This is a genomic window from Methanomassiliicoccus luminyensis B10 (genome assembly GCF_000308215.1).
Taxonomy (GTDB): Archaea; Thermoplasmatota; Thermoplasmata; order Methanomassiliicoccales; family Methanomassiliicoccaceae; genus Methanomassiliicoccus; species Methanomassiliicoccus luminyensis.
On the sequence record NZ_CAJE01000012.1, the window covers coordinates 706,429 to 731,626 of the forward strand.

The 25,198-nt window shown below is 56.8% G+C and carries 25 protein-coding genes; 17 read left to right on the top strand and 8 right to left on the bottom strand.

The features are described from left to right. The first annotated feature begins 39 nt into the window (after positions 1-39). Both WYS_RS06505 and WYS_RS06510 read left to right on the top strand, forming a co-directional pair. Positions 40-726: a superoxide dismutase gene (locus tag WYS_RS06505; RefSeq protein WP_019177364.1), complete on the top strand. Its 687-nt coding sequence runs from the start codon at positions 40-42 to the stop codon at positions 724-726. A gap of 99 nt (positions 727-825) precedes the next feature. Beyond that, the gene (locus tag WYS_RS06510; protein WP_019177365.1) at positions 826-1,464 is read left to right on the top strand and encodes an MEDS domain-containing protein; all 639 of its coding nucleotides are present in this window, start codon (positions 826-828) and stop codon (positions 1,462-1,464) included. On the opposite strand, the gene WYS_RS06515 is transcribed toward WYS_RS06510, so the two are convergent. Next, positions 1,465-1,905, bottom strand: coding sequence for an Lrp/AsnC family transcriptional regulator (locus WYS_RS06515; RefSeq protein ID WP_019177366.1), 441 nt, complete (start codon positions 1,903-1,905; stop codon positions 1,465-1,467). Between the two features lie 75 nt (positions 1,906-1,980). Next, positions 1,981-2,412, bottom strand: a complete 432-nt coding sequence (locus WYS_RS06520) for an NUDIX domain-containing protein (protein WP_019177367.1) — start codon at positions 2,410-2,412, stop codon at positions 1,981-1,983. Between the two features lie 122 nt (positions 2,413-2,534). On the opposite strand from WYS_RS06520, the gene WYS_RS06525 reads away from it, so the two are divergent. From WYS_RS06525 to WYS_RS06550, 6 genes are all read left to right on the top strand, one after another. Beyond that, entirely contained in the window at positions 2,535-2,738 is a 204-nt protein-coding gene (locus tag WYS_RS06525; RefSeq protein WP_019177368.1) for a hypothetical protein, read from the top strand. A 62-nt stretch (positions 2,739-2,800) separates the two neighbouring features. Further along, positions 2,801-3,175: a DUF134 domain-containing protein gene (locus tag WYS_RS06530; protein ID WP_026068873.1), complete on the top strand. Its 375-nt coding sequence runs from the start codon at positions 2,801-2,803 to the stop codon at positions 3,173-3,175. A gap of 182 nt (positions 3,176-3,357) precedes the next feature. After that, a complete protein-coding gene (locus WYS_RS06535) occupies positions 3,358-4,200 on the top strand; it encodes an Mrp/NBP35 family ATP-binding protein (RefSeq protein WP_019177370.1) in 843 nt (280 codons plus the stop codon). Further along, positions 4,193-4,582, top strand: coding sequence for a NifB/NifX family molybdenum-iron cluster-binding protein (locus WYS_RS14625; RefSeq protein WP_019177371.1), 390 nt, complete (start codon positions 4,193-4,195; stop codon positions 4,580-4,582). The genes WYS_RS06535 and WYS_RS14625 overlap by 8 nt, the downstream gene beginning before the upstream one ends. Positions 4,583-4,609: 27 nt before the next feature. After that, positions 4,610-5,611, top strand: a complete 1,002-nt coding sequence (locus WYS_RS06545; protein WP_019177372.1) for an NOG1 family protein — start codon at positions 4,610-4,612, stop codon at positions 5,609-5,611. Between the two features lie 96 nt (positions 5,612-5,707). Further along, positions 5,708-9,052 (top strand): DNA polymerase II large subunit, encoded by a 3,345-nt coding sequence (locus WYS_RS06550; RefSeq protein WP_026068874.1) that lies wholly within the window; start codon positions 5,708-5,710, stop codon positions 9,050-9,052. Positions 9,053-9,260: 208 nt separating this feature from the next. On the opposite strand, the gene WYS_RS06555 is transcribed toward WYS_RS06550, so the two are convergent. The 6 genes from WYS_RS06555 to WYS_RS06580 all read right to left on the bottom strand — a co-directional run bounded on the left by WYS_RS06555 (position 9,261) and on the right by WYS_RS06580 (position 15,403). After that, the gene (locus WYS_RS06555) at positions 9,261-10,097 is read right to left on the bottom strand and encodes a DNA-directed RNA polymerase subunit D (protein WP_019177374.1); all 837 of its coding nucleotides are present in this window, start codon (positions 10,095-10,097) and stop codon (positions 9,261-9,263) included. A gap of 11 nt (positions 10,098-10,108) precedes the next feature. After that, complete coding sequence (locus tag WYS_RS06560; protein ID WP_026068875.1) at positions 10,109-10,492, bottom strand: 30S ribosomal protein S11; 384 nt, start codon at positions 10,490-10,492, stop codon at positions 10,109-10,111. Between the two features lie 2 nt (positions 10,493-10,494). Further along, positions 10,495-11,166 carry a 30S ribosomal protein S4 gene (locus WYS_RS06565; protein ID WP_019177376.1) on the bottom strand — a complete coding sequence of 224 codons (672 nt, stop codon included), beginning with the start codon at positions 11,164-11,166 and terminating at the stop codon, positions 10,495-10,497. A 28-nt stretch (positions 11,167-11,194) separates the two neighbouring features. Then, positions 11,195-11,779: a 30S ribosomal protein S13 gene (locus WYS_RS06570; protein ID WP_019177377.1), complete on the bottom strand. Its 585-nt coding sequence runs from the start codon at positions 11,777-11,779 to the stop codon at positions 11,195-11,197. A 164-nt stretch (positions 11,780-11,943) separates the two neighbouring features. Next, the gene (gene alaS / locus WYS_RS06575) at positions 11,944-14,649 is read right to left on the bottom strand and encodes an alanine--tRNA ligase (protein ID WP_026068876.1); all 2,706 of its coding nucleotides are present in this window, start codon (positions 14,647-14,649) and stop codon (positions 11,944-11,946) included. A 181-nt stretch (positions 14,650-14,830) separates the two neighbouring features. Beyond that, the gene (locus WYS_RS06580; protein WP_019177379.1) at positions 14,831-15,403 is read right to left on the bottom strand and encodes a hypothetical protein; all 573 of its coding nucleotides are present in this window, start codon (positions 15,401-15,403) and stop codon (positions 14,831-14,833) included. A gap of 485 nt (positions 15,404-15,888) precedes the next feature. On the opposite strand from WYS_RS06580, the gene WYS_RS06585 reads away from it, so the two are divergent. The 9 genes from WYS_RS06585 to cas1c all read left to right on the top strand — a co-directional run bounded on the left by WYS_RS06585 (position 15,889) and on the right by cas1c (position 25,191). After that, entirely contained in the window at positions 15,889-16,725 is an 837-nt protein-coding gene (locus WYS_RS06585; protein WP_081579873.1) for a transposase, read from the top strand. 143 nt (positions 16,726-16,868) lie between these two features. Further along, positions 16,869-17,141, top strand: coding sequence for a hypothetical protein (locus tag WYS_RS15980; RefSeq protein ID WP_026068877.1), 273 nt, complete (start codon positions 16,869-16,871; stop codon positions 17,139-17,141). Further along, positions 17,093-17,368: a transposase gene (locus tag WYS_RS16635; protein ID WP_081579874.1), complete on the top strand. Its 276-nt coding sequence runs from the start codon at positions 17,093-17,095 to the stop codon at positions 17,366-17,368. The genes WYS_RS15980 and WYS_RS16635 overlap by 49 nt, the downstream gene beginning before the upstream one ends. Positions 17,369-17,801: 433 nt before the next feature. After that, complete coding sequence (locus WYS_RS06600; RefSeq protein ID WP_049796267.1) at positions 17,802-19,997, top strand: CRISPR-associated helicase/endonuclease Cas3; 2,196 nt, start codon at positions 17,802-17,804, stop codon at positions 19,995-19,997. Between the two features lie 34 nt (positions 19,998-20,031). Beyond that, on the top strand, positions 20,032-20,682 hold the full coding sequence (gene cas5c / locus WYS_RS06605) for a type I-C CRISPR-associated protein Cas5c (protein ID WP_201798860.1): 651 nt from the start codon (positions 20,032-20,034) through the stop codon (positions 20,680-20,682). After that, positions 20,679-22,568 (top strand): type I-C CRISPR-associated protein Cas8c/Csd1, encoded by a 1,890-nt coding sequence (gene cas8c, locus WYS_RS06610; RefSeq protein WP_019177386.1) that lies wholly within the window; start codon positions 20,679-20,681, stop codon positions 22,566-22,568. The genes cas5c and cas8c overlap by 4 nt, the downstream gene beginning before the upstream one ends. Then, on the top strand, positions 22,565-23,425 hold the full coding sequence (cas7c, locus tag WYS_RS06615) for a type I-C CRISPR-associated protein Cas7/Csd2 (protein ID WP_026068880.1): 861 nt from the start codon (positions 22,565-22,567) through the stop codon (positions 23,423-23,425). The genes cas8c and cas7c overlap by 4 nt, the downstream gene beginning before the upstream one ends. A 4-nt stretch (positions 23,426-23,429) precedes the next feature. Further along, a complete protein-coding gene (gene cas4, locus WYS_RS06620) occupies positions 23,430-24,110 on the top strand; it encodes a CRISPR-associated protein Cas4 (RefSeq protein ID WP_019177388.1) in 681 nt (226 codons plus the stop codon). A 49-nt stretch (positions 24,111-24,159) separates the two neighbouring features. Beyond that, the gene (gene cas1c / locus WYS_RS06625; RefSeq protein WP_026068881.1) at positions 24,160-25,191 is read left to right on the top strand and encodes a type I-C CRISPR-associated endonuclease Cas1c; all 1,032 of its coding nucleotides are present in this window, start codon (positions 24,160-24,162) and stop codon (positions 25,189-25,191) included. Positions 25,192-25,198: the final 7 nt, after the last annotated feature.

A 25,198-nucleotide genomic window follows, 5' to 3' on the forward strand; every position in this document is an offset into this window, starting at 1 on the left:
AAATAGTCCGAGGTGCCAGGAAGGGGAGAGGATGAAAGCATGGCCGAAAAGAAAGGTATGTATTCGCTGCCAGACCTGCCATATGGCTACGGGGACCTCGCCCCCTTCGTCTCCGAGGCCCTTCTCAAAGTGCACCATGACGGCCACCACCAGAAGTACGTGAAGCAGGCCAACGCATTGCTGGAGAAGTTCGACCAAGCCCGGGCCGACGGCTCCTCCCTGGATATGAAGTGCGCCGCGCAAGCTCTGGCGTTCAACGTAGGAGGGCACTATCTTCATTCGCTGTTCTGGAAGAACATGGCCCCGCCGTCGAAAGGGGGCGGGGGAAGGCCGGGCGGAAGGATCGGTGACGAGATCGACAAGGAGTTCGGCAGCTACGAGCGCTTCCAGAAGGAGTTCACCGAGCTCGCCAACAGCGTGGAGTCCTCGGGATGGGCCACCTTGGTATGGTGCACCCAGACCGGCCGGCCGCTGCTGGTGCAGATCAAGGACCACGACCTCTACGCCATCCCGGGGTTCCGGACCCTCCTGGTGCTGGACGAGTGGGAGCATGCCTACTACCTTGACTACACGAACAAGAAGCCGGACTACACCGCGGGGTTCTGGAACGTGGTCAACTGGGAGGAGGTGGACCGGCGGCTGGAGAACATAATCGGCGGCAATAAGGCCGAGAGGACCGAGAAGTCGATAGAGCGGGTATCAAGCGGGGCCGTGCCTATAAGATAAAGCGGCCCCGAGGCCGCCGAGGGCTGCGACATTTCAGAAACCGAGAAATACGCGAGAGCGGTTCCATCCCTGACCCGGGAGAGGGTCGGGTGAGTCACGTTGCGCAAGTGGTGCGATGACCTGAGGAGGGGCGACCACGTCGTTCATATCTACAAGAGCGCTGACGAGCAGGCCAAGGCACTGCTGGACCTGATAGGCTGGATGCGCGAGGACGAGAAGCTCGTGCTGCACTGCGACGGCCCCGACCGCGAGGGCGGCGACTGCTTCGCCCTGAATGGCCAGATGTTCGAGGCGGCGGCCCAGGACGGCCACATGGAGGTACTCCCGTCATATCGTGCGGTGTGCCCCACCGGCAAGTTCCGCGCCGACGCCCTGCCGGACCTGCTTATATACGATCTCGGCCGGACCATGGACGAGGGGTTCAGCGGCGCGGTCCTGTGCATAGACTATTCCTGGATCGCCGAACTCCCCGATGACTTCGCCTCGCACGTGGTGCAGAGTTCCCAGATCACCCTGGCAAGGCTCCCCTCGAACCTCACCCTGCTCTGCCAGTACGACCGGCGCAGGCTCACCGCCGAGCAGGCCGATCAGCTCCTGAGGGTCCACCAGCTCGCCCTCGCCGACGGAAAGCTCGCCCGCAACTTCTGGGTGGTGGCCACCAGCACCCTGGGCGGAAGGGGCAGGAGCATAAAGGCCATGCCCCAGCCCAGTGCCGCGGCTACCGGACAAGAGAAATAATCACAGGCCGGGGTACCGGATGACCGGCTCGAGGACCATGGTCACCTCGATGTTCTGGAACCCCAAGGGCCGTATCTTCTTGTCGATCACCTCGACCAGCTCCGAATTGTTGGCGGCACGCACCCTGAACATGATGCGCCTCTCGCCAGTGACCCGAAGTATCTCCGAGATGTTCTCCATGGAGAACAGGGAAGCTATCGCGGTCTGCCCCTTCTCGGGCGGGATGTCGGCCGCGACATAGGCATCGGAGTTGATGCCCACCTTCTCCTGGTTGACGATGGCCGAATAGCCGAGGATGGTCTTGTTGTCCTCCAGCTTTTTGATGCGGTCGCGTATGGTGGAGGGCGACCGGTCCACCATGGCCCCGATCTCCTCGTAGGTGAGCTTGCCGTTCCGCTGCAACAGTCGGAGGATCTTCAGATCGAGGTCATCTTGGAGCATCTGACCTTATAATACGCTCCTGCCAGCCTAAAATAGTTTTGTTCACGCAGAACCGACGAACGCTCCCATTGGGCTTCAATAATCTTTACGGGACCTCGTGCTCAGGTAGTCGCCGATGATCTTGGCATGATCGAAAGCCAGCTCCGGCAGCTTGTCCAGCGGGAAAAGCTCCACGCCCTCGGCATCATCGCCCGCACGCGGTTCTCCTCCTATCAGCCGGAGGACGTACACCGCGCTGATTATATGGCCCCGAGGGTCCCTGGACGGGTCGGAGTAGATCCCCAGGAGGCCCAGCACCGCCGTCTCCAGCCCCGTCTCTTCCCTGACCTCGCGGACCGCGCTGTCCTCGGTCCGTTCCCCATACTCCACGAAGCCGCCGGGCAGCGCGTATTTGCCCTTGCCCGGCTCCCGTCCCCTCCTGATCAGCACGATCTTGCCATCGATGACCACGATGCCGTCGGTGGTAAGCTTGGGGTTCCGGTATTGGGGGGCGCTGTCGGAGGCCATGGGAAAAGCGATGATGGAGCGCTGAGAAATAGTTGTCGGGAGAGGGAGCGGTCCCTCGGCGAAGAACGGGACGTTCGGGATAAGAGTTATTAATGACATATGTCATAAACTCGGTCCGATGAATGAAACACCTACAGAAGCAGAGAGCAGCCATAACGAGAACGGGGCACCCGCCAGTGGCAGATGCCGATGCGGCGGGACCGGTGAAGGACATGGACCCGGGCACGCCTGCGGACATGGTCCTGGTGAAGAGCGCAAAGGGCACTGCCACGAGGGCGAGGGGGCACGGCACCACGCACGCCACGGACAGTGCGGACGCGGCCTGAGAAGGCACGCTGGCCAGCATGATAGCGGACCAGACCGATGCTGCCGCGAGTGAATAAAGGATATGCCTAGACCAACGAAGTGCAGGAGGGTCTGCTGCCTGCCCAGGTCCGAGCGATTCGGGCCCCTGGGGCTCCCCATGGACCTGGACGGCGCGGTGAGAATGACCGTGGACGAGTACGAGACCATCCGGCTCATCGACCTGGAGGATATGACCCAGGAGGAGTGCGCACGCCGTATGAACGTCGCCCGCACCACCGTCCAGGGCATTTACGACAGCGCCAGGAGGAAGCTGGCCGAGTCCCTGGTCCTCGGCAGAACGCTGCGCATCGAGGGTGGCGAGTACATGCTGTGCGACGGCCACGGCAGGGGGTGCGGCGGCCGGGGATGCCCCCGGCGAGGGAGCGTGGCGGTCCTCCCGGAGAATGAGGGTGCGTAATGCCAGTGTTCTCGCCGAGAGCACCTCCATCTCGGAGAAGTTCGGGGCGCAGCACGGGCTCAGCCTGCACATCCTGGCGAGTGGGCGCGGTCATATGCAACCCTGAGTCCGGTGATGGGGAAGAGCATCGACCGCTCCTCCACCGGCCAGGTACTGGGACTTTTCGAAGAGGATGAGATATCATGAGCGATAACTGTGATCAGAGCTGCGGAAGCTGCAGCGCGGAGTGTTCGGAACGAAGGGCAACGGAGGATTTCACGGAGAGGCCGCACGAGCTGAGCCATATCCGGAGGGTCATCGGGGTGGTCAGTGGCAAGGGCGGGGTCGGCAAGTCCCTGGTCACCTCCACGCTGGCCACCCTGATGCGCCGGAAAGGGTACCGGACGGCCATCCTCGACGCGGACATCACCGGCCCTTCCATCCCCAAGGCGTTCGGGATAAGGCAGAGGGCCCTGGCCGACCAGACCGGGCTGCTCCCTATCAAGAGCAGGACCGGGATAGAGATCATGTCCATCAACCTGCTGTTGGAGAACGACACCGACCCAGTGATATGGCGTGGGCCCATCCTCGCGGGTACGGTCAAGCAGTTCTGGAAGGACGTGGTATGGGGCGACGTGGACTATATGTTCATTGACATGCCGCCGGGGACGGGGGACGTTCCCCTGACGGTGTTCCAGTCCATCGCAGTGGACGGCATCATCATCGTGACCTCCCCGCAGGAGCTGGTGTCCATGATAGTGTCCAAGGCGGTCAGGATGGCGCAGATGATGAACGTCCCCGTGCTGGGCCTGGTGGAGAACATGTCCTACTTCAGGTGTCCCGACAACGGGAAGGACTACCGGATATTCGGGGAGAGCCACATCGAGGACGTGGCCGCCGCCCACGGCCTGGAGGTCTTGGCCAGGATACCCATCGACCCGAGGCTGGCGGAGGCCTGCGACTCCGGCCGGGTCGAGTCGTTCGATGGGGACTGGCTCGACCCGGTGGCGAGGGTGCTGGAGGGCGTGAAGGGGAAGGATGGATGACATGGTCGGACGGGACGCGGTGAGGATAATGGTAGCGAGCGAGAAGAACCGGGTGGCCGAGCACTTCGGCCACTGCAGCGTTTTCAACATCTTTGAGGTGGAGAGCGGCCGGGTCATTCATTGCGGCTTCGTCCCCAACCCCGGCCACAGGCCCGACTTCTTGCCCGACTACCTCTGCAAGCTGGGGGCGAACGTGATAATAGCCGGCAGCATGGGGAGCAGGGCTATGGACGCCCTCGCCCGGAACGGCGTGGAGGTGCTCACCGGAGCGACCGGGAGTGCCCGGGCCGCGGTGGAGCGGTACGCGGAGGGTGCCTCCGCTCCGCCGGCTCGGCGCGAGGAACGCCGCGACGAGCGCGGCGGGGGCGATGTGATATCTTAATTACTTACTGCATCTTATGCTCCGCCCATGCAGAACTGGAAGCGGCAGATCCCCACCATCATGACCTCACAGGAACTCTTGGACCGCGCGTACGCCAGGGCGTCCAAGTCCCAGGTCAACGGGTCCGTGCCCTTCGATACGGTCAAGAAGACCAACATCGCCAAGATCACCGCCATAGGGGACATGACGGTCGTTACTCTCAACAAGTACGTCAAGGCCTTCCCCAAAATGGAGAAGGAGGATGATTTCTTCAACGAGCTGGTGGACGTCATCATCGGTAAGGAGAAGCTGAAGAGGGCGCTCCTCAACGTCGCGTGGGGGGCCGAGAAGTGCGCCGACCTCCAGAAGATGTACCTCTCGCGCGTTCGAAGGGAGCCGAACATCGACGGGGTGGCCAAGGCCACCAAGCAGTTCTACGGCCGCTTCTCCTCCATCATCTACCGCATCGAGCCGGAACTGAAGCTCCTGCAGGACGCCAGGGAGAAGCTCAAGGAGCTCCCCACCGTGGACCTTCAGGTGCAGACCGTCGTGATCGCCGGCTATCCCAATGTCGGGAAGAGCAGGCTGGTGGAGCGCATCTCCACGGCCAAGCCGGCGGTGGCGGCCTACCCCTTCACCACCAAGGGGATCGTGGTCGGCCACTACAAGAGCGGGTGGCGGACCTTCCAGGTCATCGACACCCCCGGCCTCCTGGACCGCGAGCTGGAGGAGCGGAACGCCATCGAGCTGCAAGCCATCCTGGCGCTGAAGCACCTCGCCGACCTCATCGTGTTCATCCTCGATCCCTCGGAGACCTGCGGCTACCCGATGGACCGGCAGCTCGCGCTGCTTGAATCGGTGAAGCGCAACTTCGAGGGCATCCCCTTCATAGAGATAGAGAACAAGGCCGACCTCGACAACATGGTCCCGCCCACCGGCCGCCCCCGGATATCGGCGGCCACCGGCGCCGGCGTGGACGATCTCGTGAAGGACATCGAGGCCCGCTTCAAGGAGATGCGGATGGCCGATATGGACAAGCTCCCGGCGTGATATCCGGGAAGATTCCATGTTCACGTCCTTCCTAGCGTCGTTTTTATCTTCCCATCGCGCTTAAACAACGAGCGGCGCGGAAGGGGGCTCGATGATTTGCCGGTAGCATGCAGCAAGGCCATGGAGGATTATTTCAATGGCCTCCTCAAAGAGACGGAGCGCTGCTACGGCGTGGCCCGCCGGGCCAGGGGGCGGGGCCTGGACCCCGAGACATTCATAGAGATACCGATGGCCGAGGACCTGGCCTCCCGCGTGGAGAAGCTCCTGGCACCCTGGAACGTGGAGGGCGTCGCGGAGCGCATCAGGGAGCTGTCGAAGAACAATAACAGGGAAGAGGTCTCGCTCCTCATCGCCAAGGAGATGGCCGCCCAGCCCGCCAAGTCCAAGGAGGACGCCATCGACCGCGCCGTCAGGGTAGGCCTGGCCGTGCTCACGGAGGGCATTCTGGTCGCTCCCCTCGAAGGCATCGCCGGCTGCAAGGTCGGCCGCAACGGGGACGGGACCGATTACCTGGCCATATCCTTTGCAGGACCGATCCGCGCGGCAGGGGGTACCGGACAGGCGCTGAGCGTGCTCATCGGCGACGTGGTCAGGCGCGAGCTGGGCATCGGGAAGTACATCCCCACCGAGAGCGAGGTGCAGAGGTTCCACGAGGAGATACCGCTGTACAAGCAGTGCCAGCACCTCCAGTATTGTCCGGGGGACGAGGAGATCGAGATCATCACCCGCAGCTGCCCGGTGTGCGTGGACGGCGAAGGCACCGAGGACATGGAGATCTCCGGCTTCCGGGACCTGCCGCGAGTTGAAACGAACAAGGTCAGGGGCGGGGCGTGCCTCGTTATCGCGGAAGGCATGTGCCTCAAGGCCCCCAAGATCCAGAAGCACGTCAAGAAGCTGGGCATCGACGGCTGGGAGTTCATCAACGAGTACCTGGACTGGAAGAAGAAGCACGAGGCCGGGGACGGGGCCAAGGCCACCAAGAAGATCGTGCCCGACTCCAAGTTCCTGAAGGACATGGTGGCCGGGCGGCCGGTGATAGGGCACCCCTCCCGCGTGGGCGGCCTGAGGCTGCGCTACGGGCGCGGCCGCACTACAGGGCTCGCCGCGCTGGCCATCAACCCCGCCACCATGTTCGCCCTCGATGACTTCCTGGCGGTGGGCACGCAGATAAAGATCGAGCGGCCCGGCAAGGCCGGGGCGGTGACGCCCTGCGACATGCTCGACGGCCCCATATTGCTGCTGAAGAACGGGGACCTGGTGCAGGCGCAGACGGTGAAGGAGGTCAAGGAGGTCCGGCCCCAGATCTCCGAGATCGTGGACCTGGGCGAGGTGCTCCTCCCCTACGGCGAGTTCATGGAGAATAATCACATCCTCGCCCCGGGAGCGTACGCCCCGGAGTGGTACAAGGTGGAGCTGCGCTCCAAGGGCAAGGGCATGCCGGAGGACTGGGAGTCGCCGACATACCAGAGAGCCAAGGAGATCGGCCGCGAGTACGGCGTTCCGCTGCACCCGAAGTACAACCTGTTCTGGTACGACCTCCCCCTCGACGAGCTGAACGCCCTGAGGGCGCACCTCCTAGCCACGGGGGCGTGGAAGGAAGAGAAGCTCGTGCTCAAGAAGGAGCCCCTTACCAAGCGCACCCTGGAGTCCCTGGGCGCCCTGCACACGGTCAAAGGGGAGGAGGTCATCGTGGACCTCTACGCCCTCCCCCTGCTGGAAGGACTGGGCCTCTCCCATAACGGCCCCGGGATCATCGAGGCTTCGGTCCTGGAGGATCCCGGCTGCCCCGAGGAGCCGGCGTTCGCCTCGGCCACCCTGAGGGCGGTGTCGAGGGCCCTGGGCATCGAGGTCCGCGCCCGGGCCGTCACCCGCATCGGTTCGAGAATGGCGAGGCCGGAGAAGGCCAAGGAGCGGAAGATGAAGCCGCCCCCGCACGCCCTGTTCCCGCTGGGACAAAGCGGCGGAATGCAGCGCCTGGTGTCCACGGCCGCGGAGGAGTCGAGGGTGGAGGCGGAGATGGGGGTACGGCAGTGCCCGGACTGCGGCAAGAACACCTTCCTGTGCAGCTGCAGGGAGTGCGGAGCGCACACGCTGCCAGTGGGGAGGCCGGCCACGCAACGCATCGACCTCAACGGCATGCTGGCAACGGCCATGAAGCGGACGGGGGTGGCGACGGCGCCGGAGATCAAGGGGGTCCAGGGGATGATCTCCAAGAACAAGACCCCCGAGGCGCTGGAGAAGGGGCTGCTGCGGGCGGTCCACGACCTTTACGTGTTCAAGGACGGCACCATACGCTTCGACATGACCGACGTGCCGGTGACGCACTTCCGGCCGAGGGAGATCGGGCTGAGCGTGGAGAAGGCCGTGGCCATGGGCTACCTCCGCGACGTCAAGGGCAACGAGCTCACGGACCCCGAGCAGGTATGCGAGCTGAGGGTGCAGGACATCATACCCTCCATATCGTGCGGCGACTACATGGTGCAGGTCGCCGACTTCATCGACGATCTCCTGGAGAAGATCTATGGCCTGGACCGGTTCTACAACGCCAAGACCAGGGACGACCTCATCGGGGAGCTCACCATCGGGCTGGCGCCGCACACCTCCGGCGGCATCCTGTGCCGGATCATCGGGTACACCCGGACCAACGTGGGCTACGGGCACCCCTTCTTCCACGCCGCCAAGAGGAGGAACGCCGACGGCGACGAGGACTCGGTCATCCTGCTGATGGACGGCCTCCTGAACTTCTCCCGGGGGTTCCTCCCGGAGCGCCGGGGCGGCCTGATGGACGCGCCCCTGGTCCTCACCACCAGGCTCGACCCCAACGAGATCGACAAGGAAGCGCACAACATCGACGTCCGGTGGGAGTACCCCCTGGAATTCTACCAGGCCTGCCTGGAGTACAAGCACCCCAAGGAGATCGAGGGGATCATGGACCAGGTGGCCGGCCGCATCGGCTCGGCGCTGCAATACGAGGGCTTCGGGTACACTCACGACACCAGGGACATATCCGAGGGGCCGGTCGAGTCGGCGTACAAGACCTTGGAAACGATGATCGACAAAATGAACGCCCAGCTCGACCTGGCCAAGAAGATCCGCGCGGTCGACGCCAAGGACGTGGTGTACCGCGTCATCACCAAGCACTTCCTGCCAGACATGATCGGCAACCTGAAGAGCTTTTCATCCCAGTCGCTCCGCTGCACCAAGTGCGGGGCCAAGTACCGCCGGATACCGCTCATAGGCAAGTGCTACTGCGGGAACAACCTCACCCTCACGGTGCACGAGAAGAGCGTCAAGAAGTACCTTGAGATCACCAAGGAGATCAGCGAGAAGTTCGATCTGGACGTGTATACCCAGCAGCGCATCACGCTCATCGAGGATTCGATGAACTCGCTGTTCCAGTCGGACAAGGTCAAGAAATGCAAGCTCTCCGACTTCATGTGACGCGTTCCGCCCGCTATCAGCTCGTGGAGATATCCAGTCATGAAGGGCCTTACATCATTATCCATCGCGTGCCGCCAGCACGAACTCGGGACAGCAGCGGGGCAACGCCGCGAGGCAATGATGCACTTGAGGTCTTGACGAACAACGAACGAACCGACATATCAGGCTGAAAAAACAAACGCTGGAAATGGTTTGACAGGGAAACGGTTTAGGCTTCCAGTCCGGAGACGCCCTCGCGGAACTCCTCGAACTTCTGCTCCAGGATCTGCAGCGCTTTCCTCAGGGTGTCGCGGGCCGACAGCGAGCCGTCGGTCTCGAACTCGACGAGGAACTTGGTGTCATCGCCCTCCACCGTGATGGCGCCGCACTCGCACTCTTCCTCGCAGGCCTTGCACAGCATGCAGGCCTCCAGGTTGTCGATCACGAGCTTGCCGTCCTTGCTGGCGAGCACGCCGCGGGGGCATACCTCCGCACAGTTGCCCTCGCCGTCGCACTTGGCGGCGTCGATGGTGATCTTGGGATAGTAACGGTACCCCGCCCCGGAGGTCACCTGCCACTTGGCGTGGCGCTTGGCGGTCCCCAGCTCCGCGGAGGCGTAGGCGAGCAACGCCTGCCCCGGACCGAGCTTGACGATGGGCACCAGCTCGTCCTTCACCCTAAGCTCCTGGCCTCCCAGGGGCTCTAGGTCCCCGGAGTATACCTCGCAGGGGCCCTTCTTGTTGATGGAGTACATGATGGTGCAGGACGGGCACCCCTCCCCCTCGCAGCTGCACTTGTCCTTGAAGGTGTACAGCTCAGGGTCGGTGGGCACCGGGACCAGGCCCAGGCGGTGGGCGATGATCTCATCGAAAAGCGGGCTTACGCTCTCGAACTCCATGCCGTCCTCGTCCCTGATGGGGCCGAGGTGGTACTCCACCGTCTCGATGGCCATCTTGGGCACCTCGGTCATGAGGCAGCGCCGCAGGGCGTTGGCCATGTCCGGGCGGGTGTTCGAGATGATGATTTTCGCGTGGTTATCCGTCAGATCGATGACTTTCAGGTCCATGATGCAGCCTCTCAGACTCTCCGGCCCCTTCTGCCGCCCTTCTTCTTGGTACCGTCGTGCGGTATGGGGGTGACGTCCTCGATGCGACCGATCTTCATGCCGGCACGGGCGAGGGCACGGATAGCGGCCTGGGCGCCGGGACCGGGAGAGGTAGCCTTGTTCCCGCCGGGCGCGCGGACCTTCACGTGAATGCCTTCGATCCCCTTCTCCTTGGCGATCTCAGCGACCTTCTCGGCCGCCCTCATCGCAGCGTAGGGAGAGGACTCGTCCTTGGCCGCCTTGACCACCATGCCGCCGGTGGCCTTGGTGATGGTCTCGGCGCCGGTGATGTCGGTCAGGGTTATGATGATGTTGTTGTAGCTGGCGAATATATGCGCTATGCCCCACTTTCCCATGTTCACTCCTCCTTGGGCTCGTCCTCGACAGGCAGGTCGGCGGCGACGTCCTCGACGACGTCCTCGGCCGTGGCCTTCAGGACCTTCTCCACCTTCTCAGGCACTTCCTTCCGCTCGGCGGGGGCCTCGGGGGCCCTCTGGCCGTTCTGGGGGGCCGCCCTCAGGGGGTGAAGCTCGTTGGATATGGGGGACTGGGTGTTGAAGGCGATCTTGTCCTCCTCGGTCCTCTTGACCATGTACCCAGGTATGGTGACCTTGCGGCCGTCGATGGCCACATGGCCGTGCACGATGAACTGGCGGGCCTGCTTGTAGGTGGCGGCCAGGCCCTTCCTCTGCACTATGGTCTGGAGCCTGCGGTCCAGTATGGCTTCGGATGTAAGGCCGAGCACATCGTCCAGGGTGCTTCCCTCCATGGGAAGGAGCCCCAGCCGGGCGCACTTCTTCAACAGGAGGCTGGCTTCCAGTTTGGCCTGCTCGTCGTTAAGCCTAACGCGGGCCTGGAGCAGCTTGGACTGGTTCCTCAGGTTCCTGAGGACGGCCTGGGCCTTCCATACTTCGGTCTTGTTCTTCAGTCCGTACGCCTTTACGGTCTCGGACTCGGCCTTGATCCTTTCTCCTCTCCAGGGGTGAGAAGGAGTGTCATAGGACCTGCGCGGAAACTTCGGATCTCCCATTTCAACACCTTACGTTGTTCCGGAACGCTTACTTCTTCTCGGCAGCGGGGGTCGCACCAGGCTGAGCTTTCTGCCTGCTGACGCCCATGGTAAGGCCAGTCCTTCCGTTGGACCGGGTTCTCTGACCGCGAACTTTCTGTCCCTGTTCGTGCCTTACGCCTTTGTAGCTGCGGATCATCTTCAATCTGTTGATATCGTCCTTGTTGACAATGCCGAGGTCCACGCCGAGTATGTGCATGTCCTCGCCAGTCTCGAAGTCGCTCTGCCTGTTGACAGCCCAGTGGGGCGCATACTCGGGGTATGCAAGAAGGACCTTCTCGATGGCGTCGGTCTGCGCTTCGGACAGATTGCCGACCTTCTCAGTAAGGCTGACGCCGGTCCTCTTGGCCACTACGGCGGCGACACGGGAGCCTACGCCCTTCACGGCCTGCAAGCCCATGATGAGGGACTTGTTGCCGTCAACATCAGTGTTCAGGAAGCGGACGATGTAGCGGAAGTTCTCGTCCACCTTCTTCTCCTCGACCTTAGGGGCCTGAGGCTTCTTCTCCGATTTCTTTTCCTTATGCGGTTTCTCCGCCTTCTCGGGCTTTTCCTGTCCTTCTGGTTGAGCCAAACTGCTACCTCCAAATGAGATTCAGATTAAGTTGATCCATATGACCTTTATAGTTTATGGAGTATCCCCCCTACACCCAAGTTCGTATTTAAGGGTTTCTGATGGAACTGGGTGCTCCCAGGTCCCCCTTTCCGGGGGCGTCTGGGATGAGTGCCGGAAGGACCTCACTTGGCCTGACGCTTGACGAGGGCCTCGCGGACGATCCGGGGGGCCTGCTCCAGCGCCGCGGGGAGCTTGGACGGGTCGCCGCCCCCGCCCTGGGCGAGGTCGGGCTTGCCGCCGCCCCCGCCGCCGACCAGCGCCATCACGCTCTTGAGGATGGGGCGGGCGTCGAGATCGACGTCCTTGGACCGGGCAACATACAGCTTCGGGGAGCCGTTGGCGGAGCCGACCACCGCCACCACGCCAGGGTTAGATATCAGCGCCAGGGCGATGGCCTGGGGGTCCTCGCCCTCGGCGGCCTGGTGGACCACCATGGAAACATTGTCGGCCCGCTCCGCCTTGGACAGCAGGGCCTCGGAAACGATCTGGTTGAGCCGGGCGGACAGGGATTCCAGGCGCTTGCGGTCCTCCCTCATCTCGGCCAGCAGCTTCTCGGCCGCGGGCAGGACCGTCTCCCTGGTGACCATCATGCGGTCGGCGAGGAGGTCCACGCAGGCCTTGTCGGCCTGCATCCCCGACACCGCCGCGAGGCCAGCGGAGTACTCGATGCGCACCACGCCGTCCTGTATGCGCTTGGTGCGGAGGATCCTGATGGGGCCGACGCGCGAGGTGCGATCGCAGTGGAGGCCGCCGCACGCCTCCACGTCCACGCCGACGGTGTTCACGACCCTGATGACCTTTCCCGGCACCACGCCGCCCTGGTACAGGCGGAAGCCGAACTTGGCCTCCGCGTCGTCGCGCTGCATGAACTTGATCTCCACAGGATGGTCCTCCAGGACCACCTCGTTGCAGCGGCGCTCCAGCTCGTTCCTCTGCTCGTCAGAGAGGTTCTCATAGTGGGTGACATCGAGGCGGGCCTCGTCCACGCTCTTGTGCGCGCCGGACTGCCATATGTGGTTGCCGAACATGCGCCGGGCGGAGCCGTTTATGATGTGCGCCGCGGTGTGGTGCCTCATGAGCTGCCGGCGGCGGGTCTCGTTGATGGCCCCCTTGACGGTCTGACCAGGCTTGATGCCGTGCTTGCCCTTGAGGAAGTGGAGGACGGTGTTCCTCACTTTCTGGACGTCGGTGACCTCATGCCCGTCCAAGACGCCATAGTCCGCCTCCTGCCCCCCGCCCTCGGGGTAAAAGTAGGTGCGGTCCAGGACGATGGCCCCGCTGACGACGGCGGTGACCTTGGCCTCGAAGACCATTTTCTCAGGGTCCTGATAGTAGCCGAGCTCGGTCTCCGGCATGTCCAGCGGCCACTCGTCCCCTTTGGGGCCTTCCTCGACCGCTTCGGTGGACTCGTGGCGCTTGGCGACCTGTATGTAGAAGTTGTCGGGGATTTCCACGGGCACGTCGCTGAACTCCTGGACGATCTCGGGGTTGAGGCCGTGGGAGTCGTAGAGCTCGATCAATTGGTCCGTGGCTATCGGTTTGCCCTTGAGGTCCCGGGTCATGCGCTGGACGATGGAACGGCCCCTCTCCAGGGTCTCGTAGTATCTCTTCTCTTCGACAGATACTATGTTCATTATATCCGCACGGTTTTCCGTCAGTTCTTCGAAATAGGGGCTGAAGTAGTCGATCTGCTCGCCGACAATATCCGCCAGGGTGAATTTTACATCTAGGCTGCGCATCGAGCGCAGGGCACGGCGGACCAGCATGCGGGCGAAGTAGCCCTCTCTGACGTTCGACGGCACCACGCCGTCGTTGATCATGAATGCCAGGGCACGAGAATGGTCGCAAATGATGTAGATGTCCTCCATCGGCCCTATGGTCTTGAGAAGCTCCTCGAACGATATGCCTAGTCGATCGGCGGTCCTCTGGCGGAGGTCGCGGATGTCCTTGGCGGTCTTCATGTTCATCGCACCAGCGACTTTAGAATACTCTGCCAGAATGCGCGGGTCAGGGATGATTCCCAGATCGCTCTGGATCTTCTTGACCACCGGTCCGAACACGGCCTCATAGGCGGACGGGGTGCCCTGGGAGACCCAAGTGGCACGCTCCAGGCCATATCCCGTATCGACCACTTTCATATCCATAGGGACGCGGCCCTGGGGGGTCTCCCTGTATTGCATAAATACTAACGTAGCGAGCTCGACGCCCTCCAGGATGACCTCGACGCACGGCCCGGAGTTGCCGCCACCCTCCCACCATTCCTCTACATACCTCATGAGCTTGGGGTCGACCCCAAGGCGCTCGGTATAGAACATGTGGCAGAGTTCGACGGTCCGGTCCTTGAAGTAGATCTCCTTGCCTGGCCGGTTGAAAGCATGATGGGCCAGCATCTCGAAAAATGTATAATGGCGGCCTGTTCGGCCGACATTGTCCACATCATTAAAACGGACACACGTTTGCGATATTGTCAATGGATTGTGTGGTGGTTCGATCACACCTGAGATGACCCAGGGTTGAAAATCATATATGGACGCTTGTGTAAAAAACACATCATCGCGCCATCTGGCAACTATCGGGTACCTTCTGACCCTCCCATGGCCATGCTCCTCGAAAAAGCTGAGATATTCCTCCCGCATTTCGTGGTTGGAATATGGCTTCTTAATTGGAGAGTTATTGATGAATGAGTACTCTTCGCAGGGGGACTCACCACAACTGGGCCAGATGCCCTGAGACCAGAAGGCCCTACCACATTTGGGGCATATCTGGCGGTGAAAGTTGTTTTCCTTGAAATATTCTAATTGAAATTCTGAAGCGAGATCGGAGGACATGACCCTTGGAATGAGGGGGCTTTATTTAAGCCATTCTCCAAATGCCAGGGCACTTCTCAACAATGTGAACAAGCCATGGGCACAATCGACCCGATTGGAAACGGGGCCGTTTAGCAAAGCCTTATCCTAGAATCTCTACTGCTCGGGAAAGGCGTAAATTTGTTATTGGAGATCTCTCGCTTCAATCTAACGATTCAACTAGATTTGATAGGCCATCCATATCACATCTGGATTTTTCCCGTAACACAGCACGGTTGACCTCATTCAACCAATTGTTGGGAATGAGCTTACGCGCCCTCTGAAGTGTGCTCTTCGCTGGCGCCTTCGGAAGTCTCAGAATCCCAAGTAACCACCTATCGTGCTCAAGGTGAGCGGACATTTCCTCAAATGTGAATCCTCTCCTGAGCATCAGCGTCAGAATGACGGTCAGCGCCTTCCAATCAAAGACCTTCTTGTGACTGTGACCATTGCTCTCATTCCAGCCTGATGGCGGCGGTACGGTGTCTAACGCATGCAATAAGCACCGGACTTTGTCTTCTTCATAACATTTCTCAATCTTTTCATCCAACGCATACCTATGTGTTTCTTTATTTTTTCCCGAAAGTGCCTGGTCCTGCCCTTCGGACGAGTGCTTAGCTAAAGGGCAGATGTGCTGGCAGATGCAAAATGTTCTGGCATAGCATACTGATAATTTTTCAATCCCCACCTCATTTAAAGAGGTGACTTTGTCGTTAGGTATGACAATCTGCCTCATCGTTTGATTTCACCACCAGCGACGTGACTTTCTTTCATTATTAGTATACTATATACAGTCTACACATATAAATCTATACGAATGTGAGGAAGAGGGGCAAGGCAGAGCATAATTATAGAAAAAAGTGTCTGGCATAGTTTTTACGCCGTGCCGTCGCGCGTCGGCTTGGTGAATCCAGATGCCAGACGTGTCACGGTTGGAGCACACCACACATAGAGATTACCCTCCGCCTGCCATGTAGAGATCATCGTGGCTGACGTCGAAAGGGTGATGTAATATCGGGCGCGAAATGACCTCGCCGAGGTCAGTTCATCGTCTTCCAGAAGACAACTGGCCCCGGGACGGAATGGTCTCGTGTCCAAGAGTGACATATTGCACAGCAACAAAATAATGCGTGCGGTCGATCAGATAGCGAAGGGAGCGGGACGCCTCGGTATGCCGCTGTATTCGAGCAGCAGGTCGAAGCACTCGTTCACGCAGCATCAATGCTATGCCTAGCCGTGCTCGGGCAGATGCTGGTGAAGTCGTACCGCGACTTCGCCGACTGGTTCGAGATCATGACCTCGCTGCATAAACGTCTGCGTCTTCGGTCGACGCTTCACTTCACCACGCTGCACAAGTTCTCGCTGCGCCTCGAGGCGCACGTGCTGGACGGCCTCCTGGCCACGCTCGCTTCGAGCGTGGCCGGCGGTCGTCTGGACGTGATAATCGACTCTACCGGGATGCAATCTGGCTCCGCCTCACACTACTACATCAGGACGATGTTGCTGCGTTCTGGCTCGCGGGGCACCGAGCTTAGGAAGATACGCCGCCACGTCAAGCTCACGAGCGTGATAGACTCGCGGACGATGACGGTGCTGGCCATGCTGGCCACGCCAGGTCCAGGGCCGGACCAGGACAAGCTGGTCCCCGCGATATCTAAGGCGGTCGAGCATGGTGCGAGCATCGCCTCGGTCATCGGGGACAAGGGCTACGACTCGGAGGTGAACCGACGCTACGTCGTTCATGAGCTGGGCGCGGAAACGCACATACCGCTGCGCAAGATCGACAGGAAAGCTGTGGATCACCAGGGCTTCTACCGCCGCCGTCAGCTCAAGATGTTCGACGAGCTGAAGTACGGCCGCCGTTCGCTGGTGGAATCGGTCAACCGGATGCTCAAGAACATGTCGCCGGCGGCGCTGGGTCGGAGCGAGTGTGCGCGGTACTCGTTCCTCATCTCGTGGAAGATCGAGCTGGACGACATGAACTCGAACAAGAAGGGACGTCCATTCGAGTATCCTCGCTCGTTCATCGGCTTCGTGACGTTCGCCCGTGATGTCTAGCGCCTCACGTTCCGAGCCGCTGAGGAATTACTGCGAGTACTAGGTGGATGCTTGGTTTCGAGGCGCCGGACTACACCACGCTGTGAAGGCGCGAAACTGAGGATGATCCTGACGAGCTCGTCGTCCCGGAGGCGGAGGAGCACGTGCTGCCCGTCGATTCGACCGGTCTGTCAATCTCACCTCGGGGCGAATGGATAGCTCACAAGTACCGCGTTCCTCGCGGCTTCGTCAAGCTGCATGCCGCCGTGGACGTGGCCACGGGAGAGGTGGCGGCGGCCACCGCTACTGGCACCAGAAAGGGCGACGCCGCTCAGCTTCCTGGACTGGCTAAGCAGGCGGAGGAGCGTCTGGACGGACGCATCGTCGAGTGCTGGCCGACGGCGCTTACGGCACCAGGGAGAACTTCGACTTCTTGAGGAAGAGAGGTATCGAGTCGGTGATACGAATGAGAAAGAACGCCAACATGAAGCGCAATGGCGGCACGTCGGGCAGGCCGCTGGCCGTGCAAGAGCGCGATCTTCTCGGCGAGGAGTATTGGCGCTACGTTAAGCGATACGGTCATCGATGGTCGGCGGAAGGAATGTTCGATCGATTAAGAGTATGCTGGACGAGTCGCTTCGTTCGAGAAGGGAGGACCTCATGATGAAGGAGGCGCTGAGAAAGGTAGTGGCGTACAATCGGCTGCTGCTGGCGTAATTAGTCAACACGGCACAACATTGCATAAAATGACTGTGAGGCATACTGTTGATGATTAGATAATTCTCACATCGTGTCATCCCTGAGAGCAAACACACAAGTAACTTTCAATCCACGCACCCGTGAAGGGTGCGACAGTACTCCACAGGCTGGGAGACATCGGCGTGAGGGTTTCAATCCACGCACCCGTGAAGGGTGCGACGCCGCCTGGGTGAGATACATTTCAGGGACAGTATGTTTCAATCCACGCATGTTGAAATGCGAGTTTGGAAATGTTTTCCCCTTACAAGATGAATAAGTCCCATAGTCTGAATAAAAGTAATGAGAATCAATAAATTTAGCCAGATAGTTAGATAACCCCAATTGATGATATTATGCGCATGTCCTCTCATAATTACTACGCCCACTCTAATGAATCCAGGGATAAATCTACTTGGCAACCATTGGCAACTCATCTTACAAATGTGGCAGAACTCGCTTCAAAATTTGCGGACGATTTTGAAGGAGGAAAATTTGCCTATGCTTCGGGCATGTTACATGACATAGGCAAATATTCTTCAGAATTTCAGAGCTTACTTGATGGGGCAAAAATACGAGTCGACCATTCAACTGCGGGTGCAATTGTGTCAAGGCAAAAATATCCGGCTTCGCAGAGCAGAGTCCTTGAGTATATTGTGGCAGGACATCACGCTGGCCTAGCAAACTTTGGCTCTGTACAATCTGGCCTCGAACAACGGCTTATCCATCGAAAGTTACCAGACTATGGGGGATACATTGATGAGATATCACTACCAGATCTCACCGGAGTAATCCCCAGCATCAAACCGGGCAACGGCTCTGCTGGTTTTTCTATATCTTTTTTCATTCGTATGCTCTTTTCTTGCCTTATCGATGCTGATTCGTTAGATACGGAGCGATTTTGTAACCCTGAAAAAGCCGTGCAACGAGGAAATTACGACGATTTCATCGTATTAAGCAACAAGTTCGATAGGCACATGGCTTCGAAAAGGACCGGCTCCGATGGGAATATAATCAATAATTATAGGAATGATATTTTTGATCAGTGCAAAAGTAAGGGGTCCGAACGGCCTCGTTTATTTACGCTCACGGTCCCGACTGGCGGCGGAAAGACGCTCTCATCTATGGCTTTTGCCTTGGAACAAGTCAAGAAATATGGTCTCAAAAGAATAATTTACGTGATACCTTACACAAATATTATTGAGCAAACTGCCGCCATATTCAAGGAGATATTTGGAGAGAAGAATGTTCTAGAACATCATAGCAATTTCGACCCATGGGCATCCGAAGACGAAAGCGACAATCCCAGCTATAATTCAATAATGTTCTCGACCGAGAATTGGGATGCACCGATCATTGTGACCACCAATGTGCAGTTCTTCGAGTCTTTGTTCTCCAACAAACGTTCACGCTGCCGGAAAATTCACAACATTTCAAAAAGTGTCATCATTTTTGACGAAGCGCAAATGTTGCCAATACAGTATCTTTCACCATGTCTGGCCGCTGTAACAGAATTGGTCCGCAACTATGGTTCATCGATAGTGATGTGCACAGCAACACAACCAAAATTCAGTGAACTGTTGCGTGGCGACGAAATGCCCAGGGAGATAATCGAGTCGCCAAAGGAGCTCTACGAAGCCTTCAAACGGGTAGAATTTAAGAATTTTGGAGTGATAAATGACGAAGAATTATCGGCCGCCCTAAGAAATGAGGATAAGGTCCTCTGCATCATCAATACGAGGAATCATGCCAAAGCGCTCTATGATTCCCTCTCGGACACGAAAAACATCTTTCATCTCAGTGCTCGAATGTGCCCGGTGCATCGTAGGCAAAAGTTGGATGTGATCAGGAAAATTCTCGATAAGAAGGGCGAACCGTGCCGAGTAATCTCCACCCAGCTAATTGAAGCCGGAGTGGACATCGACTTCCCAACCGTGTTTAGGGCCATGTCCGGCCTCGATTCCATCGCACAGGCAGCTGGAAGATGTAATCGAGAAGGTAAGTTGCAATCAGGGCGTGTGAATGTATTCCGTTCAAGTGAAAAACATGGCCAAGCGACGTCATGGCAAAGACGAACCGCTGAATTGGGGGAGATGATACTTGGAAATGGGAACGAACCATTATCTCTGGAAAATATTGAGATGTTTTTTCATGCGCTATACTATCACGAAGGGGAAGACGGGCGGGATCGAAAGAAGATCCTTAAGCTGTTGGAAGAACGAAGCCGCTCGTTGGAATATCCCTTTGAGGATGTAAACGATCTCTTCTCAATAGTTGAGAAGGGAACAAGGGAGGTAGTAATTCCTTATGATTATAATGTGCAGTCAATTATTGAGGAGATGCATATGGCCCAATACCCTTGGAAGTATGCCCGAAAATTACAGGGTTACACCGTAAGCATCTTTGAGCCCGAATTCAAAGAACTGGCCGCCATGCATGCAATTGATACAATTGGTGATAGGTTTTTCGTGCTTAATGACCTCAAGAAATATTCATCGGATACCGGTCTATTGAGTAGTAAATATAATAATTATGAAAATGCATTACTGCTCGTTTGAGTGGGTGGGTAGCATAGGATACGGATTTCGTTTGATGGTTTGGGGAGATTACGCCTGCTTCACTAGGCCAGAAATGAAGGTGGAGCGGGTAAGCTATGATGTAATGACCCCCTCAGCGGCTAGAGGAGTCCTCGAAGCAATCTATTGGAAGCCGGCGATTCGATGGAACGTAGACAAGATCCACGTAATGAATCCAATAAAATTTGACAATATCCGGAGGAATGAACGGTCTGGTAAGATTTCGTCAGTCAAAGTGGAAAGGGCGATGAGGGAAGGAAACGTTTCCCTATATCAGGATAAAAGCGAAGACACGGTGCAAAGAGCATCCTTGCTACTGCGGGACGTATGTTATTGCATAGATGCGCACTTTGACATCTCCGAGACAAATGGTGAGACTGAAACTGACGAAAAGCATTACAATATGGCCTTGCGAAGAATGAGGAAGGGGCAATGCTTCCACCATCCATACCTGGGATGTAGAGAGTTTTCCGCTCAATTCGAATTAATCGAGGGCGAGTTGCCCGCCTCATACTACAATGGCAGAGTGGATGGTACCAGAGATTTGGGGATTATGCTTTGGGACATTGATTTTTCAAATGATAATAAACCCATATTTTTCCGGGCACAGATGAAGGATGGAATAATCGACGTTCAAAAGTGTCGGGAGGAGGGAACATTCTCATGATCCTCCAGGCACTCTGTCGATACCATGACATACTAAAAAATGATGATCAAGTGGCCTTACCAGAATCTGGCTACAGCGTTGCTGGTGTCTCGTTTGTATTGGTGCTATCCGCCGATGGGCACTTAACGAATATCATCGACCTTCGGACCGATGGGAAAAAGCCGATACCTAGACAGATGCCAGTTCCCTTTCAGAAGGTACGGAGTAGCGGTGTCGCTCCCTACATTCTGTGCGATAATTCAAAGTACATTTTTGGGGTCGAGGGAAAGAAAGAGGATGCAAAAAAGAGAGGGTCAAAAAGCGAATCTCATAATTCCCCCTACGAAGAAGGAGATGAAACCAAAATAAACAATGTGACGCCCCGCACTCTAAAGTGTTTCAAAGAGTTCAAGTCTCTACATCATGCTCTTTTTGATGATTTAGATCTCGATGCTACTCGCTCCCTCCTGACATTCTTGGATTCATGGGACCCAAACGGGTTCAATAGTCATCCTAAAATAGCTCAGTACAGAGATGATATTCTTGCTGGTGGAAATCTAATATTCGAATTCGGGGGACGATTTCTTCATGAGCATCCTGAAATCAGGCAAAAACTGGCCAACGATTCGGGATCAAACGAAGAAGTCGGAAATAATCTCTTAGTGCAACAATGCCTTGTGACTGGACAGGTGGAGCCAATCTCAAGATTGCATCCCAAGATTAAGGGCGTATATGGGGCTCAACCTTCTGGTGCATCAATAGTAAGTTTTAACGATGATGCATTCTGCTCATATGGGAAGAGACAGAATTTTAATGCCCCTATTGGCAATTCTTCGGCAGTAAAATACACTTCAGTTTTAAATCATCTGCTTGATAGAGATAGTAAAAATAAGATTCAACTAGGAAACACGACAATAGTTTTTTGGGCAGAAACAAAAGACGATCAATATCTGGATCTAGCAACCTTTTTGTTAAATCCTCCAAACTTGAAGGGGAGCGGCGGAAAAGACGATAGTGACGAATTTGTTTCGAAAGTGGATCCAAAAACCGTCCAACTTATTGGGGACATTTTGAACAAGGTAAAGGTTGGAATGCCGCTTTCACAAACCGAATTGGGCGTGGATTCTGAGAAGACGAATTTTTATATGCTTGCCCTCTCGCCCAATGCTAGTAGACTATCGGTGCGATTTTGGTATCAAGATAGCGTGGGTCATTTCATCGAAAGATTGGCGCAGCACCATCTTGACATGGAAATATTTCGGGGTGAGAGGGATCCCCCGTTCGTCCCAATCTATAGAATACTGAAGGAGACAGTTCCCAAGAACTCGAAAGACAAAGCTTCCTCTCCAATGCTAGATGGGGCACTGATGAGAGCGATATTGGATAACTCCCCCTATCCGCTGGAGTTGTACGCCGCCATCTTGAGCAGAGCAAAAACGGATGGAACCATCAACTATGCTAGGGCAGCATTTCTAAAAGCATACCTAGTAAGGTCCCAAATGCAGAAAACGAAAGGTAAGGAGGGCTGGATTACTGTGGGTCTGAACGAAGAGAGCTTGAACATCCCATACCGATTGGGGAGATTATTTGCAGTACTGGAGAAGGCACAGAAGGATGCCATCAATGGAGCGAAGAGCGGGATAAATAGCAAATATTTCAGTAGTGCGTCGACGACACCGTCTGTTGTGTTTCCTGCACTTCTGAAACTTGCCCAGCACCACATCTCAAAATCAGATTGGGGAGTAAAAACGAGCCAATCTATCGAAGAAATAATGTCTGGGATCGATCACTTTCCCAAATACCTCAATCTTGAGGACCAGGGAATGTTCATGATCGGATATTATCACCAACAAAAGGAGCTATATAAGAAGAAAGGGAGCAACGGGGAGAAGGAGGAGAGCGCATGAACGAACCTATCAGAAACCGCTATGAATTTATCTTGTTGTTTGACGTAGAGAACGGAAATCCCAACGGAGACCCGGATATGGGCAATATGCCAAGGGTCGATCCGCAGACTGGGCACGGGATAGTGACTGACGTCTGTCTAAAGCGGAAGATACGTGATTACGTGGACCTTGTTAAGGACGGCCAAGAGGGGTACAATATCTATGTAAAATCTGGGGTCGTTTTGAACGATCAGAACAAGAAAGCGTATGTCGCAAATGGGCTGGAACCCACCGATAAGAGGCAAAAGCCGGATGTCGAGGCTAAATTAGTCCAGTTCATGTGCCAAAACTTCTTTGACATCAGGACGTTCGGTGCAGTCATGACTACAGGGGTGAACTGTGGCCAAGTTCGAGGCCCAGTGCAGCTGAGTTTCGCTCGGAGTATGGACCCCATATTCCAGCAGGAAGTGACTATCACACGTCGTGCAGTCACCAACGAGAAAGACGCTGATGCCGGTCAAACCATGGGCAAGAAGCAGGTCGTTCCCTACGGACTCTACCGTGCTGAAGGATATATATCTGCAAATCTGGCCAAGAAGACCACTGGCTTCAGCGAGGATGATCTCATACTGCTATGGGATAGCCTGGTCAACATGTTTGAGCATGATCACTCCGCTTCTCGTGGAAAAATGGCTGCTAGGAAGTTGATCGTGTTCAAACATGAAAATGAACTCGGATGTTGCCAATCTCATATTTTGTTCGGAAAGGTCCAAACGAAGCGACAGCCTAGTGAATTGCCCCCAAGATCGTTCGAAGACTATTCGATAACGATCGACAGAGACCTGCCGAAAGGTGTTGAATTAATTGAAAAGCTGTAACGAAGTGCGGTATGCCGACGAGGAACTTTTGTCCCTGTCTGGCATACAGCACTTTTCCTTTTGTAAGCGCCAATGGGGACTCATCCACGTCGAACGCCAGTGGGCCGATGATCTCAGAACGGCAGAAGGGCATCATATTCACCGAAGGGCCGATGACCCCTTCTTCGACGAATCCCGGGGCGAAACGCTCATATCAAGATCCGTTCCGGTAATCTCTTATTCACTGGGGCTTCAGGGCATTGCCGATGTTGTCGAATATTCTTCATCGGACAATGGAATCAAACTTCCGGATCGAGAGGGCCTATGGCTGCCAAAACCTGTCGAATACAAGAGAGGTAAGCCTAAAGTTTACGCGTGGGATGAGGTGCAGCTCTGCGCGCAGGCGATTTGCCTGGAAGAAATGCTCAACACTCAAATCAAAAGGGCGGATTTCTACTACCATGAGATCAGAAGGAGAACGTCTGTCGAACTGACGGACGAACTCAGGCATCTCGTGTTCACGCTATCTATGGAAATGCATGACCTTTTCAAGAAAGGGATCACCCCGCCCGCAGAGAAGGGCAAGCCCTGCAGGTCATGCTCTCTGATGAACCTCTGCATTCCTACGCTCACGAAGAAAAAAATTTTGGTCGATAAATACATCTCCAAACATGTCAGGGATGCCGTGAACAGGGAGGGCCGATAATCGGTCTTGCTGTCATGTCGGCACGATCAAGTTCCAGCGAGGAGTGAATGTGAGAAAACTACTCAATACTCTCTATGTGACCACACCCGACTCGTATCTTTCGAAGGACGGGGAGAACGTCGTCGTAAAAACGGACGGCAAGGAAGTATTCCGGATACCGATCCACAACCTCGAGAACGTAGTTTGCTTCGGATACATGGGCGCCAGCCCACAGCTGATGCAGCTCTGCTCTGACAATAATGTCGGACTGTCTTTCCTGACGCCGCACGGAAAATTCCTCGCGAGAGTGAACGGAGAAACACGCGGCAATGTTCTGCTGAGGCGCACCCAATACAGGGTCGCAGATGATAATTCGGCTTCGCTTCAGATAGCGAAATCCTTCATGATCGGCAAGATTGTTAATTGCAGGAACGTTCTCAACAGAGGCATCCGGGACCACGGCGCCACTATCTCCAGCAGCAAGATCCGAAGAGCAGACTCGTATCTTCTCGAGGATCTGGAGAAGATCAGCGATTGCGACGACATCGACAGCCTGCGCGGCATCGAGGGCAACTGTGCCAGGGCATATTTTGACGCATTTGACGAGCTCATTCTCCGGCAGAAAATCGATTTCTTCATGTTCGACCGCAACAGGCGGCCTCCGCTAGACAACATGAACGCTCTGCTATCGTTCCTCTACGTCTTATTGGCCCATGACGTCCAATCAGCTCTGGAGTCAGTGGGCCTGGATCCATATGTCGGCTTCTTTCACACGGACCGGCCGGGCAGAGCAGGGCTGGCACTGGATGTGATGGAGGAACTGAGGCCGTTCCTGGCCGACCGCCACGCCTTGACATTGATTAATCTTCAGCAGATCGAGAAGGACGACTTCTATCAAAAAGAGGATGGCGGGGTCATGTTGACAGATGTAGGGAGGAAAGCGGTCCTGAGCTCTTGGCAGAAGCGCAAGCAAGAGGAGGTTACGCATCCATATCTGAACGAGACGATACCTATCGGCCTCATCCCCTACACGCAGGCATTGCTGATGTCCCGCTATCTGCGAGGGGACCTCGATGGATATCCACCCTATTTCATGAGCTGAGGCATAA